This window comes from Streptomyces sp. BV286 (assembly GCF_019090165.1).
Lineage (GTDB): Bacteria > Actinomycetota > Actinomycetes > Streptomycetales > Streptomycetaceae > Streptomyces.
This window is the reverse complement of the sequence record NZ_JAHRIB010000152.1, coordinates 52,196-67,923: the sequence shown is the minus strand read 5'-3', so window position 1 is coordinate 67,923 and position 15,728 is coordinate 52,196. Positions and strand designations below refer to the sequence as shown.

Below are 15,728 nucleotides of genomic sequence, written 5' to 3'. Positions count from 1 at the left end.
GGAGTATGTCGGGCGGGGCGGGGCGAAGGGAACCGGAGCGGACGTGAGCGAGAACCAGAACCTGCTCGCGGAGCAGCGGCGTGCCCTGATCCTCGACGAGGTCCGACGGCGCGGCGGCGTCCGTGTCAACGAACTCACCAGGAAGCTCGGCGTGTCCGACATGACGGTCCGCCGCGACCTGGACGCGCTCGCCCGCCAGGGTGTGGTGGAGAAGGTCCACGGCGGCGCCGTACCGGTGGTCGAGGCGAGTACGCACGAGCCGGGGTTCGAGGCCAAGTCGGGTCTGGAGCTGACGGCCAAGGAGGACATCGCGCGGGCGGCCGCGGCGCTGGTGGCGCCGGGCACCGCGATCGCCCTGTCGGGCGGCACGACGACGTACGCGCTCGCCCATCAGCTCCTGGACGTGCCGGATCTGACGGTGGTGACCAACTCGGTGCGGGTGGCCGACGTCTTCCACTCGGCGCAGCGCACGTCGGGGCAGCGGCAGGGCGCGGCGACGGTCGTGCTGACGGGCGGGGTGCGTACGCCGTCGGACTCGCTGGTGGGTCCCGTCGCGGACCAGGCGATCGAGGCGCTCCACTTCGACGTGCTCTTTCTCGGGGTGCACGGCATATCGGTGGAGGCGGGTCTGTCCACACCGAACCTCGCGGAGGCCGAGACGAACCGGCGCCTGGTGCAGTCCGCACGGCGGGTCGTCGTGGTCGCCGACCACACCAAGTGGGGCACGGTGGGCTTGAGTTCGTTCGCCGCGCTGGAACAGATCGACACGCTGGTGACGGACGACGGGCTGCCTTCCGCGGCACGCTCGGAGATCTCCGAGCACCTGCGGCGCCTGGTGGTGGCCGGTGAACCGGAGGCCGACGACGGGGCGGACGACTGACGGCGGCGGGTACCCGGGGGCGGTCAAGGACGTCAGGACCGTACGGGCGTCCGTGGGCACTACAGACACCTGACGGGTCGTCAGCTAGGGTGGCCGTGCCTCGCAGGCCGCCGGGCCGCGGGGCGACTTCCGGACTCGTTCCCGTTCGTTCCCACGAGGGGGTTCCGCGCATGGCACGCCAACTGCGCCCGGTGGGGCTCGACTTCGTCGAGACCGCTCCGCTGCGTCTGGTGTTCGCGAGAGAGATGACCTCGCCGCCCGAGTCGGTCTACCGCGCACTGGCCGAGGACGTGGCCGACTGGCCGCGGTGGTTCACCGCCGTGACCGCGGCGCGCTCGACCGGGGGCGGCTCCGGGCGGCAGATCCGCCTCAGGGGCGGAACGCGCTTCGAGGAGACGGTCATCGCGGCCGAACCCTGCGAGGTGTACACGTACCGCGTCGACGTGACGAACGCCCCCGGTGTGCGCGCGCTCGTCGAGGAGTGGCGGCTCACACCGGACGGCTCCGGTACGCGGGTTCAGTGGACCTGGGCCGCCGACGGCACCGCGGCGTTCCGCTTCGCGATGGGACTCGGCCGGGCGGGTCTGGGCCGGGCGTTCCGCGACGCGGTGACGCGGCTGGACCGGCGACTGAACTCGACGCACGCACCCTGATCCCCGTCCGGACGGCTCTCGACTGGCCCCGCAGGTGACGGCCGGACACGCGAGCGGTCACCGACGACCCGTGGGCGGGCATCCCGGGTCCGCTCAGTCCGGCCAGATGCCTGTCGCGAGCAACGACTCGATCGTGGCCGTGTAGGGCGCGATGTCCAGCCCTTGTCCGGCCAGCCACGCGTCCGAGTAGTACTTGTCCAGATAGCGGTCCCCGGGATCGCACAGCAGTGTCACCACGCTTCCGGTGCGCCCGGCCTCCGCCATCTCCGCCACGATCTTGAGCGCGCTCCACAGCCCCGTGCCGGTCGAGCCGCCCGCCTTGCGCCCGATGGCCTGCTCCAGCGCCCGCACGGCCGCCACACTCGCGGCGTCCGGCACCTTCATCATGCGGTCGACGGCCCCCGGCACGAAGCTCGGTTCCATACGGGGCCGGCCGATGCCCTCGATGCGCGAACCGCAGTCGGTGGTGACCTGGGCGTCACCCGTGGTCCACCCCTCGAAGAAACAGGAGTTCTCCGGATCCGCCACGCAGATACGGGTGTTGAACTGCATGTAGTGCACGTACCGGGCGATGGTCGCCGACGTGCCGCCGGTGCCCGCGGTGGCCACGATCCAGGCGGGCTCGGGATAGCGCTCCAGCTCCAGCTGGCGGAAGACCGACTCGGCGATGTTGTTGTTGCCGCGCCAGTCCGTGGCCCGCTCCGCGTAGGTGAACTGGTCCATGTAGTGGCCGCCGGTCCCGGCGGCCAGGGCCGCCGACTCCTCGTACATCGTGCGCGGGTCGTCGACGAAGTGGCACTGTCCGCCGTGGAATTCGATCAGCCGGCACTTCTCGGGGCTCGTGGTGCGCGGCATGACGGCGATGAACGGCACACCGATCAGCTTGGCGAAGTACGCCTCCGAGACGGCCGTGGAGCCGCTGGACGCCTCGATGACGGGGCGGCCGCGGCGGATCCAGCCGTTGCACAGGCCGTAGAGGAAGAGCGAGCGGGCCAGGCGGTGCTTGAGGCTGCCGGTGGGGTGGGTGGACTCGTCCTTGAGATACAGGTCGATGCCCCACCGCTCGGGCAGGGGGAACTTCAGAAGATGCGTGTCGGCCGATCTGTTCGCGTCGGCCTGCACCTTGCGTACGGCTTCTTTCAGCCAGTGCCGGTACTCCGCGTCGCTGTGGTCGACATCGAGCGTGGCCGTCGGCTCGTGGGGGCGGGCCTGCTGTGGGGTGGTCACGGCGGGGCTCCTTCGGGTTGTGCCGACGTCGGGTCACGTGGTCGGACGTCTCGATCATATGCACCTTCCGCACGCTTCTCACCTGCATAAACACTCCTTTGGGCACCTCAAAGGAACCCCTGGCCCCCGGTCGCGCGAGCAGGGCCGGGGGCGCATTCACGCGAGTGCGCCGGAGGGCATGTGCCACGCTGCCACGCACACTGGTGCTCGACGCCGGACGCGGGCAGACTGCACCGCACGGGACGCCGGTCCCGGACGGAGACGGACACTGGAAGGGATCCGCGCCGGATCCACGACGGGGCACGACCGAAGCGCACAAGGGGGCGGGGCACATGGCGGAGCCGGAGTTCACAGCCACAGGCGTGCGGATCGGCAAGAGGCTGCGGTCGCTCACCCGGGCCGGGCAGGTCCGGATCAGCGACGGCAGGCTGGAGTTGCTCACCAGTTACGGCAGCGAGATCGACAGCGCACCGGTGCAGGCGGTCCGGGCGTCGAAGCCCTGGTTCGCCCACGAGGACCGGGCGTTGGCCGATGTCAACGGCACCCGCTATCTGCTCACCCTGGGCGACCACGATCCCGCTCCGGGGGAACCCGGCCCGCCGGCCGCCCGCCGCTTCATCGAGGCCGTGCACAAAGCGGCGGGGCGCGGGCGCTGAGGCGCGCCGGCCGCCGCGTGCCCGGCCGCCGAGAACACCGCGAGTTGCGGGGCCGCACCTCCTGGGTCACGCTGTTGTCACGTCACTCTGGGTTTACCGGCGATAACGCTGCGAACCAGCCCGCCGGCCACCGACCGCAGGCGGCCGGCGCGCGCAGGCAGCCCGCTGGATCCGTTCTCCGTCTTCTTCCGGACCTCAATTCGGGGAGTCGCAGCCGTGATCAGCCAGCCAAACAGGCATTGCACGGTGGAGCTCCACGCTCTGCCCTCGCGGATCGGCCAGGTCCGCAGAATCGTATCTGCACAATTGCGCTACTGGCATCTGGATCCGTTGATAGACCGGGCCGCGCTCGGTGTGACCGAGCTCCTGACCAACGTCCACCTGCACGCCCGGCCCGACAAGCTGTGCACCGTCGAGATCGAGCTGCTGCTCGACCGGCTCACCGTCTCGGTGCACGACAACGACCCGCGTCTGCCCGAGGTGCGGGACGCCAACTCGTCCTCGACCTGTGGACGGGGACTCGCCATGGTCGCCGCGGTGAGCGAGAGCTGGGGTGTGCGGCCGGACGGCGAGTCGGGGAAGGTCGTGTGGTTCACCCTTCCGGCCCACTCCCCCGTGACGGCGCTGCCCGCCTGCCCTCCGTACGCCGCGTCCGCCGAATCGCCCGCCCGCAGTTTCGCGGAGGTTGAGCACGCCGCCGGCGCGCTCAAGGCAGGACACGCTCCCGCCCGGTCGGCCGTTGCAGGCTGACCGGGCGGTGACCAAGACGTCTTCCGTCGTCCGGTGGCGCGGGCCCGTTTCCCGGGCGCGAAGTCCCGGGCGCCGGTTCACTCGGCCGCGATGGCCTTCAGGACGTCGAGGCGCGCGGCCCGCCGGGCCGGGCGCAGGCCCGCGAGGGCTCCGGCCGCGAGACCCACCGCCGCGACCACGAGGAGCTGGACGGGCGGCACCGCGAAGGCGAACGTGCTGTCGGACGCTCCGTCGGACGCCTTGACGAGCACCCAGCCGAGGAACCCGCCTAGCGCGAGCCCGCCCACCGTGCCGAACGCGGCGACCAGCACCGACTCCCAGCGGACCATCGCACGCAGCTGCGGCCTGGTCTGCCCGACGGCCCTCAGCAGGCCGAGTTCGCGGGTGCGTTCGTGGACCGCGAGGGTGAGCGTGTTGGCGATGCCGAGCAGCGCGATGAGTACCGCGAGCGCGAGCAGCGCGTAGACCAGGGTGAGCATCATGTCGATGGCGCCCGCCGACGACCGGGCGTACTCGTCACGGGTCTGCACCTCGGGACTGCCGTAGGCCGTCGCGACCTTCTCGACCGCCGCCCTGCCGTCCGACGGGCTCACTCCGTCCTTGAACATGACGGCGACCAGCGTGTCCGAGTCCTGGGTGCGGTGCGGCGCCCAGGCCTCGCGGGTGATGACGTAGTCACCGGCGAGTTCGGACCGGCCGTAGACCGCGCGGACGGTGAAGGTCTCCTTCTTTCCGTCGGTGAAGGCCAGCCGGACGGTGTCGCCGGTCGTGAGGCCCAGTTCGCCGGCCTCCTTCCCGGTGATGGCGATGCCGTCGCCGCCGAGGTCCCGCAGCGAGCCCCGGACGTCGCCGAGTTCGAAGGTCCGCTCCAGCGCTACCGGGTCGGTGACGGTCAACGCCCGCCCCCTGCCGTTGACTTCGGCCACTCCACGGCCGAGCCCGACCGCCGTGTCGACCTCGGGCCGCTCGGCGATCGCACCGGCGAGCGCGGGGCTCAGCCCGCTGCCGCCCGCGCCGAACGACGGGGTACTCACGGCGACATCGCCGGCGAAGGACCGTGACACCGTCCGGTCCATGGTCGCCTTCAGCGAGGCGCCGAAGACCGTGAACAGCGACACGACGGCGACGCCGATCATCAGGGCACTGGCGGTGGCCGCGGTCCGCCCGGGGCTGCGCAGGGCGTTGCGCCTTGCCAGGCCTCCGGTGACGCCGCGCAGCCGGTCGAGAGGGCTCCCGAGGACGCGTACGGCGGTGGTCGAGGCGACCGGGCCGAGGACGACGAAGGCGGCGAGCGCCAGGACCGCGCCTCCACCCGCGAGCCACAGGGAAGGGCCGGCGACGACGCCGGTCAGCGTGACGGCGACCGCGAGTGCCGCGAGCCCGGTGCCCACGGCCGCGCGGGTGCGGGACGCCTCGGACCGGTCGACGGAGGTCTCCCGCAGGGCGGCCAGCGGTGCGGTGCGTCCGGCGCGGACCGCCGGCAGCAGGGCGGAGCCGAGGCAGACCACGACGCCGACCACGAGCGGCAGCACCATGGACAGCCCACCGATCACCAAGTCGCCCTCGGGGAACGGGAATCCGATGGCCGGGAACAGCGCCCGCAGTCCGGCCGCGACGCCGATGCCTCCGGCGAGTCCGGCGGCGGACGCGGCCACGGCGACCACACCCGCCTCCACCAGAGTGGACACGGTGACCTGGCGGCGGGAAGCACCGAGTGCGCGCAACAGGGCGTTCTCACGCGCCCGTTGGGCGACGACGATCGCGAAGGTGTTGTGGATGGAGAAGGTCGCGACCAACAGCGCCACGCCCGAGAACACCAGGAGGAAGGTGGTGAACAGGGTCAGGAACTGCCCGGAGATCATGTCGGTGTTCTCCTCGGCCAGCTCCTGACCGGTGATCGCCTCGACGCCCTTGGGCAGTACGGGAGTCAGGGCGTCGACGAGTTCCCGCTGACCGGTGCCGGGGCCGGCCCGCACGAGGATGCCCGCCGCCTCGCCGGGCTTCGCGGTGAGGTACTTCTCGGCGTCGGAGCGCGTCATGCCGGTGAAGGTCACCTGCGCCATGCCGTCCTCGCCGCCGAACGTGGCGAGGCCGACGATCGTCACCCTGACGGGGTCGGGCGTCCTGAGGGTCGTGGTGTCGCCGATGCCGAGGCCGCCCTTCTCGGCCGCGCCCCGGTTGACGACGACCTCGCCGGACTTCGCGGGGGCGCGGCCCTCGGCCAGGCGGTACGCGTTGAGTTCGGGGTCGTCGATCCAGTTGCCCGCGAGGGTGGGCGGGCCCTGGCCGCCGACCGGCTCGCCGTTCGCACCGACGAGCTGGCCCGCGCCCTGGATGTCGGGGGCGGCGGCCGCGACACCCGGTGTCCTCCGGACGGTTGCCAGGAGGTCTGTGTCGACGGGCTGCCGTACGCCCTGGCTCTCGCCCGGCGTGGTGATGGTGTCGGCGCTGCGGACGACGGCGTCGGTGCCGCTCGCGGCATTGCCGAACATCGTGTCGAAACCGGCCCGCAGGGTGTCGCCCATGACGAGCGTGCCCGCCAGAAAGGCCACGCCGAGCAGTACCGCCAGGAACGTACCGGCGAAGCGCCGCTTGTGGGCGCGCAGGGAGGAGACACTGATCCGCACCGACGCGTTCACGACGGATCCCCCTTGCCGTCGAAGGCCTTCATGCGGTCCAGGACCCTGTCCGCCGTCGGGGCTTCCATCCGGTCCACGAGGCGGCCGTCGGCGAGGAAGACGACCTCGTCGGCATGTGCGGCGGCGACCGGATCGTGGGTGACCATGACGACCGTGCGGTCCATCCGGCGCACGGCCCGGCCGAGGAGGTTCAGGACCTCCTCGCCGGAGCGGGAGTCGAGGTTGCCGGTCGGTTCGTCGGCGAAGACGACATCGGGCTGTCCGGCGAACGCCCTTGCCACGGCGACGCGTTGCTGCTGGCCACCGGAGAGTTCCGCGGGCCGGTGACGGAGCCGGTCACCCAGACCGACGACCTCCACGAGGGCGTCGACCCACTCGTCGGACGAGGCGTCCCTGCGGCCGGCGAGGTCCATGGGCAGCGTGATGTTCTCCGCGACGGTCAGGGTCGGCACCAGGTTGTAGGCCTGGAAGACGAATCCGACGCGGTCGCGTCGCAGCAGCGTCAGGCGCCGGTCGTCGAGCGTGCCCAGCTCGGTGTCACCGATGAAGGCAGCGCCCGAGGTCAGGGTGTCCAGACCTGCCGCGCAGTGCATCAGGGTGGACTTGCCGGAGCCCGAGGGCCCCATGATCGCGGTGAAGCGTCCGGCCGGAAAGGTGACGCTCACCCCGTCCAGGGCCCGCACCGCGGTGTCCCCGACGCCGTACACCTTCACGGCGTCGGCGACGCGTGCGGCGGTCCGCGTCGCCTTCGTGGCGGTCGTCGTGTTCACGCCGCACCGCCCTTGCCGACACGCCCGAACCGCTCGTCCAGGTCCGTACGCCCGAACTGCTCGTCCAGGACGGAGAGGCGGCGCCAGTACTCGTCCTCGTCGATCTCGCCGGAGGCGAAGCGCCGGCCGAGCACCGCGATCGGCGAGTCGCCGGACGGGCGGGGCCGGTCCGTGCCGCGCCACTGACCGCGGCGGCCGCTCCACCCGGTGCGGCGCAGCACGCTCACGACACCGATCAGGACGGCTGCCCAGATCAGCGGGAAAAGGAGTATCCACGGGCCGGGCCCGCCGTCCCAGTGCGCCAGGGTCTGCATCTGAAGTCATCTCCTCGGTCGGCAGTTCCGGTGATGCTTCGAGACTCGCGCCGTGAGGGGGCCCGGGTCGTCGTACGGCCAGCGGCAGTACGCGTACCTCCGCGGGAGTAGGAACGGGCATTCCAGCTGCTCCTCGGCCTCCTCCTCGACTTGCTCCCCGACTTGCTCGTCGATCCGCTGCTCGATCCTGTAACTACTAGTATGTACAGTGGTCTGGTGAGCACTCCGGAGCGACTGATCGAAGCCACCCGCGAACTGCTGTGGGAGCGCGGGTACGTGGGCACGAGCCCCAAGGCGATCCTGCAACGGGCGGACGCCGGCCAGGGCAGCATGTACCACCACTTCACCGGCAAGCACGGTCTGGCGCTCGCCGCGATCCGGCGCACGGCGGAGGAGATGCGCGCCACCGCCGAGTGCGTGCTCGGCGGGCCCGGTTCCCCCTACCAGCGCGTCGAGGCCTATCTGCGACGCGAGCGCGACGTGCTGCGCGGCTGCCCTGTCGGGCGGCTGACCATGGACCCGGACGTCGTCACGAGCGACGAGCTGCGCGCGCCCGTCGACGAGACACTGGACTGGCTGCGCGAGCGGCTGGCCCGCATCGTCGAAGAGGGCCAGGAGCAGAGCGAGTTCGCGCTCACGCTGGACGGCGAGGAGATCGCCGCGACGATCGTGGCCACGGTCCAGGGCGGCTATGTGCTGGCCCGCGCGTCCGGCTCGACCGCCGCGTTCGACACGGCGGTCCGGGGACTGCTGTCCCTCCTGGCCGCCGGCGCTCCCGCCCGCGAGGACGTCTAGAACCGACCGGAGGCTCCGATGCACGCCATGCAGTACGAGATCACCCTGCCCGCGGACTACGACACGGGCGTCATCCGCGACCGGGTGGCCCGCGTCGGGCACCTGCTCGACGACTGGGACGGGCTCGGCCTCAAGGCCTACCTGCTGCGCGAACGCGGCGTGGACGGCTCGCCCGTCGGCCAGTACGCGCCGTTCTATCTGTGGGACACCCCCGAGGGCATGAACTCCTTCCTCTGGGGGCCCGGGTTCCAAGGGCTCGTGAACGACTTCGGGCGCCCCGTGGTGCAGCACTGGACGGGACTGGCGTACGAGGACGGAGGTGCCCCGGATGCCACGCCCGAGGTCGCCGTCCGCCGACGCGCGAACATCCCCGAGGGGGTGCCGCTCGCCGAAGCGGCGCGGGAGGCCCTCCGGGAGACACAGCGGCTGGCCGCCCTGGACGGGGTCGTGGGCGCCGCAGCCGCCGTCGATCCGCGGCACTGGGAGGTCGTGCACTTCTCCCTCTGGGCCCATGACCGGCCCGAGGTGACCGGAGAGACGTACCGGGTGCTGCATCTGTCGGCGCCGGGACGTGACCGGCTGCGGCGAGGACGGCACTGGTGAACCGAGAGCCCTTGCTCGGTGCCGCCCGTACAGTCCGTACGGTCCTTGGGGACGTGCCCCCGGCGGCGCTGGGGGTCTGCGACGCGCATGACCACCTCTTCCTCAGCAGCCCCAGGCTTCCGGGTCAGGAGTTGCGGGACGCGGCAGCCGCGACGGCCGAACTGACCGCGTTCCGCGCGGCAGGCGGCGGCAGCGTGGCGCAGTGGACCCCGTACGGCCTGGGGCGGCGGGCCGCCGATCTGCCGCTGCTCGCCCGCGCCGCCGGTGTCCACGTCGTGGCCGCCACCGGACTGCATCAAGCCGCCCACTACACACCCGAGTTCCTCGATCGGCTGCGGGGCAGGCTCGCGGACGTCTTCGTCTCCGAACTGACCGAGGGCCTTGCCACCTCAGGGGTGCGGGCGGGGTTCGTCAAGGTCGCGGGCGGCTTCCACGCACTCGACGCGCACGCCCGCTGGACGATGACCGCGGCGGCCGAGGCGCATCACGCCACAGGGGCGCCCGTGGCCGTTCACCTGGAGCTGGGCACGGGCGCGCTCGATGTACTCGACCTGCTGTGCGGGGAGTTGGGCGTGGCGCCGGAGAGTGTGATCCTCGGCCATCTCAACCGCTGCCCCGATCCGGTGACCCACCGGCAGGCCGCGGAGTCCGGCGCGTATCTGGCCTTTGACGGGCCGTCACACGCGAACCACGCCACGGACTGGCGCATGCCCGACGCGGTGCGGGAGCTCGCCGACGCCGGGTACGGGGACCGGCTGCTGCTCGGCGGTGACACGACCACGGCGGGGGCCCGCTCGGTGAACGGCGGGCCGGGGATGCCGTACTTGCTGCGGCGCATCCGACCGAGACTCGAACTCACCCTGGGAGAAGGGCTGGTGGAGCGCATGCTGACGGCGAACCCGCAACGGGCGTACGCCGTCGGGTGGGCGTAGGCCGTCCGACACCATGGCCCGGGGGCGGGCACCACGACGCGGGCTCCGGATCGACAGCCTGAGGGCCTGAATGCTTGCGGGCCTCAGGGTCTGAAGGCTTGCGGGCCTGAAGGCCGGAGCGCCTGCGGCCCGACGTCGGCTCGACCGCTTGGCGTGGCTCGACGGTCTTCGGGCCGAGGCAGGTCTCAGACCCGTGCCAGTGCCGTGATCGGATCGTCGAGCACCGGCTGCCACGCCAGTTCGGCGGCCCCGACCAGGCTGTTGTGGTCCAGCGTGCAGGCCAGGATGGGTACGCCTCCACTCTGCCCCCACAGGCTGCGGTCGGCCACCACGGCCCGCAGCCTCTCCGGGTCCGCGTCGAGGAGGGTGCGGTGCAGGCCGCCGAGGATGATGCGGTCCGGGTTGAGGATGTTGACCAGGCCCGCGAGGCCCAGGCCCAGCCGGTCGATCAGTGCCTCGGCGGCGGTGCGTACGGTCGGGTCGGCGTACTGGTCGCGGATCAGGTCGTTGGCCTGCTGGAGCAGTGACACCTCGGGGCCGGGGTCGCGGTGGGCCGCCGTGAGGAAGGCCAGCGGGTCCGCCTCGACGTCCAGGCATCCCCGGCTGCCGCAGTGGCACGGACGGCCCTCCGGGTTGACCGTGAGGTGACCGACCTCGAGCGCGAGACCCGAACTGCCCATGTGCAGGCGGCCGTCGAGCACCAGCGCGCCACCGACGCCCCGGTGCCCCGTCGCCACGCACAGCAGATCGCGGGCGCCGCGGCCCGCGCCGTGCCGGTGTTCGGCGAGCGCGGCGAGATTGACGTCGTTGGCGGCGAACGCCGGTCCGGTGAGGCCGGCCGCGCGGACGCGCTCCGCGAAGATCTCCCGCACGGGCGCACCGGCCGGCCAGGCCAGGTGGAGCGGGTTGAGCGCGGTGCCCTCGGGTTCCGCCACGGCCGACGGGACGGCCAGTCCGGCGCCCACGCAGCGGCGCCCCGTCTCCCGAAGCAGTTCGGCGCCCGCCTCCACGACCGAGCCGAGCACCTTCGCCGGGTCGGCGTCCACGGTCTCGCAGCCGGGGGCGGTCGCCACGATCCGGCCGCCGAGGCCGACCAGGGCGGCCCGGAAGCCGTCGGCGTGGACCTGCGCGGCGAGGGCGACGGGCCCGCCCTCGGCGAGTTCGAGGCGGTGCGAGGGACGGCCCTGGGAGCCGGCGGCCGCCCCTGGGCGGGCGTCCACGTGGATCAGGCCGAGCGCCTCCAGCTCCGCGGCGACCGCGCCGGCCGTCGCGCGCGTGACACCCAGCTCGGCGGTGAGCACGGCCCGTGTCGGCGCGCGTCCCGTGTGCACGAGCTCCAGCGCGGGCCCGAGCGCACCACGCCCTCGGTCCAGCCGTGTCCTGATGCTTCCTTCTCCCGCAGCTCTGGGGGCCGCCTTGCCGCTCATGAGAGCGAGTCTCCCATGATCCGGTCGCCCGGTGACCGGTCAGCCGGCCTGGAGGCCGCTCACCCGCAGGGTGACGTTCAGCCGGCCGGTCAGTCCCAACTCGGGCGGCGCCGTGCCCGCGTGGACGCGCGGTACCCCGTGGTGGGCGAGCCGGGACCCGCCGCCGAACACGAACAGGTCGCCGCTGCGCAGCTCCACGTCCGTGTACGGGCGGCCTCTCGACTCGGTGTTGCCGAAACGGAAGACGCAGGTGTCGCCGAGGCTCAGCGACACCACGGGGGCGCCGGACCTCTCGTCGCTGTCCCGGTGCATGCCCATCCGGGCACCGGCGTCGTAGAAGTTGATCAGCGCGATGTCGTAGGCAGGTGTCGTCCCTGGGCGGACGGGGCCGCCGCTCACCGGGGGGCCTCCCGCCGGGGCGGCTCCCACGGGGGATTCTCCCGCCGGGGTGCCGCCGCCGAAGGCATCGGCCACGGCCCGGCGTCCCAGCTCCCCCAGCCAGGCGGGGAACGGCTTCACGGGCGCGCCGTCCCCGTCGACGACCGTGGGCGCGTAACCGTACGGATACCAGTGCCAACCGAGACAGACCTGCCGGGAGGTCATCGTGCCGCCCCCGGGCGTTCGGACCGTGCGCAGCCCGGCGGGCGGGCGGGCCCAGTCGCGGCAGGCCTCCAGGAGCTTTTTCTGGTGCTCGGGGGTCAGCCAGTCCGGCAGGTGCACCGCGCCCGGGGCGATCTCCGTCCGGCTCCTGGGAAACAGTTCCGCGTCCATGGTTCCATCCTCGCGCAGGGCCGCACCGGGCTGCCGAACCTCCCTGATCTGCGCCTCAGCTAGCCTGGACCCGATGACCGACCGTATGACGACCCCCTCGGCCGAGCTTATGCTGGCGCGCTTCCCCGAGGACTCCCGTGACCAGCTCCGAGCGTGGGACGCCTCCGACGAGTACCTGCTGAGGCATCTCGCCGCCAGTGGCCAGGCGCTCGACGGCACGGTCGTCGTGGTCGGTGACCGCTGGGGCGCCCTCACCACGGCCCTGCGGGCACACGGGCCGGTGCAGATCACCGACTCGTTCCTCACCCGGGAGGCGACCCGGGCCAATCTGGTGCGCAACGGCGCGGACGAGGGCTCCGTACGCCTTCTCACCACCCAGGACACACCGCCCGAGCGCGTCGACGTGCTGCTGGTTCGCGTGCCGAAGAGCCTCGCGCTCCTGGAGGACCAGCTGCTGCGTCTGGCGCCCGCCGTGCACGAGGGGACGGTCGTCGTCGGCTCCGGCATGGTCAAGGAGATCCACACCTCGACGCTCAAGCTGTTCGAGCGGATCCTCGGTCCTACCCGGACGTCACTGGCCGAGAAGAAGGCCCGGCTCATCTTCTGCACGCCGAGCCCCGGGCTCGTGCGGCCGGCGAACCCGTGGCCGCTCAGCTACACGCTGCCCGAGGGCATCGGTCCGGTCTCCGGCCGTACCGTCGTCAACGAGGCGGGCGTCTTCTGCGCGGAGCGCCTCGACATCGGCACCAGGTTCTTCCTCCGGCATCTGCCGTACGAGCGGAGTGCCGGGCGGGTCGTGGACCTGGGCTGCGGCAACGGCGTGGTCGGTACGGCGGCGGCGCTGGCGCATCCGGAGGCCGAGGTGCTGTTCGTGGACGAGTCGTACCAGGCGGTCGCCTCGGCGGAGGCGACGTACCGGGCGAACACCGACGACACCGTGGATCACGGCAAGGCGGAGTTCCGCGTGGACGACGCCCTGGACAGCGTCCCGGAGGCGAGCGTCGATCTGGTGCTGACCAACCCGCCCTTCCACTCGCACCAGGCGACGACCGACGCGACGGCGTGGCGGATGTTCACCGGGGCGCGCCGCGCGCTGCGGCCGGGCGGCGAGCTGTGGGTGGTCGGCAATCGTCATCTCGGCTACCACGTGAAGCTTCGGCGCCTCTTCGGCAACAGTGAACTGATCGCGAGCGACGCGAAGTTCGTGGTCCTGAAGGCCGTCAAGCAGCCCTGAGGTCCGTCCCGGGAACGGGCAGGGGCGGGAAGGGGCAGGCACGTTGAGGGCCGACGCGGACAGGGGCAGGGGCAGGGGCAGGGGCGGGCGCGCCGGGCAGGCACCGCTCAGGCTGTGCCGGTCTCGCCGCGCAGCGCTCGTGGCGAGGCTCCGAGTTCACGCCTGCAGGCCTTGTTGAACGCCTGCAGATCGGGGATGCCGACCGACGCGGCGACCGCCGGGATGGACAGGGTCGAGGCACGCAACAGATGCCGGGCGCGATCGAGTCGGCGGCGGCGGATGTACGCCACGACCGTGCCGCCCGTGGTGGCGCGGAAGAGCCGGGTCAGGTGGTTGTGCGAGACGCCCGCGGCCCGGGCCACGGCGGGCACGGTGAGCGGGGCGGCGAGGTTCGCCTCGACATAGGCGATCGCGGCGGTGACGGCCGGATGCGGGCCGGGGCGTTCGGCGGCCGGGGCGAGGTCGGCGATGCGCCACAGCGCGGTCCAGATCTCGGCCCGGGTGCGTTCCGGTGCGCTCGGCGCGGAGGCGACCGCCTGGAGCATCAGCCCGGTCAGCATGGGGAGTTCGGGTCCCGCGTCCTGCAGTACGGGCACGGTGCGCGGTGCCCCGGCGGGGGCGATGCGCAGGTGTGCGTACAGGTGCTCCGAGCGGCCCTGGTAGCGGTAACGAACCGTCGCGCCGGGCGGCACGAGGCTGATCCGGCCGGGCCGGATGAGGTGCGGTGTGCCGTCCACGGTCAGCTCGGCCTCGTACTGGTACAGGTGCAACTGCCACAGCTCCGGCAGCCGGAAGACGTCCGTGCGGCTCGCGACACCGTGCACGCCGACGCCCGCGTTGGCGACGACGGGCGGTTCGCCCAGGTGGATGTGCGTGACCCGCATGGTGAAAAACTACCAGCGGTGGTGAAACGGGCCAACGCGAAGGACCGGCCAGGCTCCGTACGGTCGGTCCATGACGCATCCCGAGCATCCTCCGGCGCATCCCGAACGCCCTCCCCTTCTGGACTCGGTGCGGATGGCCCGCTTCGTGGCCCACGGCTCGCTGCGTCTGGACGCGGTGGTCCCGGCCGGGATGAACGAGGAGGCGATCGACGTCCTGGGGCGCGGTGTACCCGCCGTGCCGTACGGCAGCACGGTGGCGGACGCCTACCCCGAGGGCTCCTTCGTGCGGCGACTGCTCGGTGTCCCGGCCGTGGCGGGCGCCCTGCGCAGCCTCGTCGGTCCGGGCCCGCGCGTCGACCATCACGCCGTGCACGTCCGCGAGCCCCACGAGGGGTCGGCGCAGCCACTGCACGGTGACGCGATCATCGACGTCCGCACGGACGCCTTCGACGTCCAGCTGATGTACTACCCGCAGGACGTGACCCTGGACATGGGCGGCACCCTCAGCGTGCCCGGCAGCCACCTGCGGCGCACGAACGAGTCGGACACGGGCCGCTACCAGAATCTGCTCGGCCAGTCCCGGCTCGTCTGCCCGGCAGGCACCGTGGTGTTTCTGCACCACGGACTCTGGCACGGCGGGCGGCGCAACGACAGCGACGTGGTGCGCTACATGTTCAAGATCCGCTTCAACCCGGCGGTACGGCAGCGACGCCTGTGGGACACCTCGGACCTCGCCGACCCGCGGGTGGCCGAGGAACTCGCGACGACGTTCCCGTGGTACGAACCCGCCACCGGCCGTCTGGAGCTCTACAACCGCGTACTGCTGTGGCGCTCGCTCACCGGCGACGCGTCCTTCGATCTCGAACACTGGGTCACCCGCGTCTCCAACCGCCCACAGGAGGAAGCCGTATGACTGTCCGCCAGCAGGTGCTGGTCCTCTATCTGAGCACGTCGGCGCTGGATTCCGAGGTCGTCGGCTGGTCGGTGTACGACGGCACGGGCCGTACGTCACCCACGACCGGTGACAGCGACGAACCCCCTTACGGGTCGGGCGTGGACGCGCTGCGGGACGGCTGGCGGCTGTTCCAGGCGGCCCAGCTGATCCCGCCGTACCCGGGGTCCGAGTACAACGTGTCGTTCCTCAAGCACGAGTTCCTCTTCGAGAAGCTCGTCGACATGGCATCGGACGCCCC

General features: G+C 72.2%; 16 protein-coding genes and 1 pseudogene. 10 read left to right on the top strand and 7 right to left on the bottom strand.

The annotated features are described in order from the left end of the window. Positions 1–43 precede the first annotated feature (43 nt). Entirely contained in the window at positions 44–880 is an 837-nt protein-coding gene (locus tag KUF83_RS26220) for a DeoR/GlpR family DNA-binding transcription regulator (RefSeq protein WP_217457391.1), read from the top strand. Between the two features lie 170 nt (positions 881–1,050). Further along, positions 1,051–1,533 (top strand): SRPBCC family protein, encoded by a 483-nt coding sequence (locus KUF83_RS26215; protein WP_217457390.1) that lies wholly within the window; start codon positions 1,051–1,053, stop codon positions 1,531–1,533. Between the two features lie 93 nt (positions 1,534–1,626). Here KUF83_RS26215 and KUF83_RS26210 read toward each other — a convergent pair whose 3' ends face one another. Then, positions 1,627–2,760, bottom strand: coding sequence for a PLP-dependent cysteine synthase family protein (locus KUF83_RS26210; RefSeq protein WP_217457389.1), 1,134 nt, complete (start codon positions 2,758–2,760; stop codon positions 1,627–1,629). A 332-nt stretch (positions 2,761–3,092) separates the two neighbouring features. Here KUF83_RS26210 and KUF83_RS26205 point away from each other — a divergent pair, with 332 nt between their 5' ends. Beyond that, positions 3,093–3,416: a hypothetical protein gene (locus KUF83_RS26205; RefSeq protein WP_217457388.1), complete on the top strand. Its 324-nt coding sequence runs from the start codon at positions 3,093–3,095 to the stop codon at positions 3,414–3,416. 216 nt (positions 3,417–3,632) lie between these two features. Beyond that, entirely contained in the window at positions 3,633–4,166 is a 534-nt protein-coding gene (locus KUF83_RS26200) for an ATP-binding protein (protein ID WP_217457387.1), read from the top strand. Between the two features lie 77 nt (positions 4,167–4,243). On the opposite strand, the gene KUF83_RS26195 is transcribed toward KUF83_RS26200, so the two are convergent. The 3 genes from KUF83_RS26195 to KUF83_RS26185 are packed head-to-tail and all read right to left on the bottom strand — an operon-like array spanning position 4,244 to position 7,889. Beyond that, positions 4,244–6,805 (bottom strand): FtsX-like permease family protein, encoded by a 2,562-nt coding sequence (locus KUF83_RS26195; protein WP_217457386.1) that lies wholly within the window; start codon positions 6,803–6,805, stop codon positions 4,244–4,246. Then, positions 6,802–7,575 (bottom strand): ABC transporter ATP-binding protein, encoded by a 774-nt coding sequence (locus tag KUF83_RS26190; protein ID WP_217457385.1) that lies wholly within the window; start codon positions 7,573–7,575, stop codon positions 6,802–6,804. The genes KUF83_RS26195 and KUF83_RS26190 overlap by 4 nt, the downstream gene beginning before the upstream one ends. Further along, a complete protein-coding gene (locus KUF83_RS26185; protein WP_217457384.1) occupies positions 7,572–7,889 on the bottom strand; it encodes an SHOCT domain-containing protein in 318 nt (105 codons plus the stop codon). Before KUF83_RS26185 ends, KUF83_RS26190 begins: the two co-directional genes overlap by 4 nt. Before the next feature lie 201 nt (positions 7,890–8,090). Between KUF83_RS26185 and KUF83_RS26180 the strand changes: the two genes are divergently transcribed. From KUF83_RS26180 to KUF83_RS26170, 3 genes are read left to right on the top strand one after another with little or no spacing between them, the layout of a single operon-like run. Further along, positions 8,091–8,684, top strand: coding sequence for a TetR/AcrR family transcriptional regulator (locus tag KUF83_RS26180; RefSeq protein ID WP_217457383.1), 594 nt, complete (start codon positions 8,091–8,093; stop codon positions 8,682–8,684). An 18-nt stretch (positions 8,685–8,702) separates the two neighbouring features. Next, complete coding sequence (locus tag KUF83_RS26175) at positions 8,703–9,287, top strand: DUF4865 family protein (RefSeq protein ID WP_217457382.1); 585 nt, start codon at positions 8,703–8,705, stop codon at positions 9,285–9,287. Then, complete coding sequence (locus KUF83_RS26170; RefSeq protein ID WP_308403133.1) at positions 9,284–10,219, top strand: phosphotriesterase; 936 nt, start codon at positions 9,284–9,286, stop codon at positions 10,217–10,219. Before KUF83_RS26175 ends, KUF83_RS26170 begins: the two co-directional genes overlap by 4 nt. Positions 10,220–10,404: 185 nt before the next feature. Here KUF83_RS26170 and KUF83_RS26165 read toward each other — a convergent pair whose 3' ends face one another. Both KUF83_RS26165 and KUF83_RS26160 read right to left on the bottom strand, forming a co-directional pair. Then, complete coding sequence (locus KUF83_RS26165; RefSeq protein WP_217457381.1) at positions 10,405–11,646, bottom strand: ROK family protein; 1,242 nt, start codon at positions 11,644–11,646, stop codon at positions 10,405–10,407. 39 nt (positions 11,647–11,685) lie between these two features. After that, positions 11,686–12,417 (bottom strand): alpha-ketoglutarate-dependent dioxygenase AlkB, encoded by a 732-nt coding sequence (locus KUF83_RS26160; RefSeq protein WP_217457380.1) that lies wholly within the window; start codon positions 12,415–12,417, stop codon positions 11,686–11,688. 73 nt (positions 12,418–12,490) lie between these two features. Between KUF83_RS26160 and KUF83_RS26155 the strand changes: the two genes are divergently transcribed. Beyond that, positions 12,491–13,651 carry a methyltransferase gene (locus KUF83_RS26155; RefSeq protein WP_374106164.1) on the top strand — a complete coding sequence of 387 codons (1,161 nt, stop codon included), beginning with the start codon at positions 12,491–12,493 and terminating at the stop codon, positions 13,649–13,651. Positions 13,652–13,758: 107 nt separating this feature from the next. On the opposite strand, the gene KUF83_RS26150 is transcribed toward KUF83_RS26155, so the two are convergent. Then, positions 13,759–14,535 carry an AraC family transcriptional regulator gene (locus KUF83_RS26150; RefSeq protein WP_217457379.1) on the bottom strand — a complete coding sequence of 259 codons (777 nt, stop codon included), beginning with the start codon at positions 14,533–14,535 and terminating at the stop codon, positions 13,759–13,761. Between the two features lie 70 nt (positions 14,536–14,605). Here KUF83_RS26150 and KUF83_RS26145 point away from each other — a divergent pair, with 70 nt between their 5' ends. Both KUF83_RS26145 and KUF83_RS26140 read left to right on the top strand, forming a co-directional pair. Next, the gene (locus KUF83_RS26145; RefSeq protein ID WP_217457378.1) at positions 14,606–15,448 is read left to right on the top strand and encodes a phytanoyl-CoA dioxygenase family protein; all 843 of its coding nucleotides are present in this window, start codon (positions 14,606–14,608) and stop codon (positions 15,446–15,448) included. Then, positions 15,445–15,711, top strand: a pseudogene (locus KUF83_RS26140) (hypothetical protein); the annotation flags it as partial. The gene KUF83_RS26145 and the pseudogene KUF83_RS26140, both read left to right, overlap by 4 nt. Between the last annotated feature and the right edge of the window lie 17 nt (positions 15,712–15,728).

Coding starts and splice junctions, on each gene's coding strand:
- KUF83_RS26215 (WP_217457390.1), top strand. CDS start 1,051: ATGGCACGCCAACTGCGCCCGGTGGGGCTCGACTTCGTCGAGACCGCT.
- KUF83_RS26205 (WP_217457388.1), top strand. CDS start 3,093: ATGGCGGAGCCGGAGTTCACAGCCACAGGCGTGCGGATCGGCAAGAGG.
- KUF83_RS26185 (WP_217457384.1), bottom strand. CDS start 7,889: ATGCAGACCCTGGCGCACTGGGACGGCGGGCCCGGCCCGTGGATACTC.
- KUF83_RS26180 (WP_217457383.1), top strand. CDS start 8,091: ATGTACAGTGGTCTGGTGAGCACTCCGGAGCGACTGATCGAAGCCACC.
- KUF83_RS26175 (WP_217457382.1), top strand. CDS start 8,703: ATGCACGCCATGCAGTACGAGATCACCCTGCCCGCGGACTACGACACG.
- KUF83_RS26165 (WP_217457381.1), bottom strand. CDS start 11,646: ATGAGCGGCAAGGCGGCCCCCAGAGCTGCGGGAGAAGGAAGCATCAGG.
- KUF83_RS26160 (WP_217457380.1), bottom strand. CDS start 12,417: ATGGACGCGGAACTGTTTCCCAGGAGCCGGACGGAGATCGCCCCGGGC.
- KUF83_RS26155 (WP_374106164.1), top strand. CDS start 12,491: ATGACCGACCGTATGACGACCCCCTCGGCCGAGCTTATGCTGGCGCGC.
- KUF83_RS26150 (WP_217457379.1), bottom strand. CDS start 14,535: ATGCGGGTCACGCACATCCACCTGGGCGAACCGCCCGTCGTCGCCAAC.
- KUF83_RS26145 (WP_217457378.1), top strand. CDS start 14,606: ATGACGCATCCCGAGCATCCTCCGGCGCATCCCGAACGCCCTCCCCTT.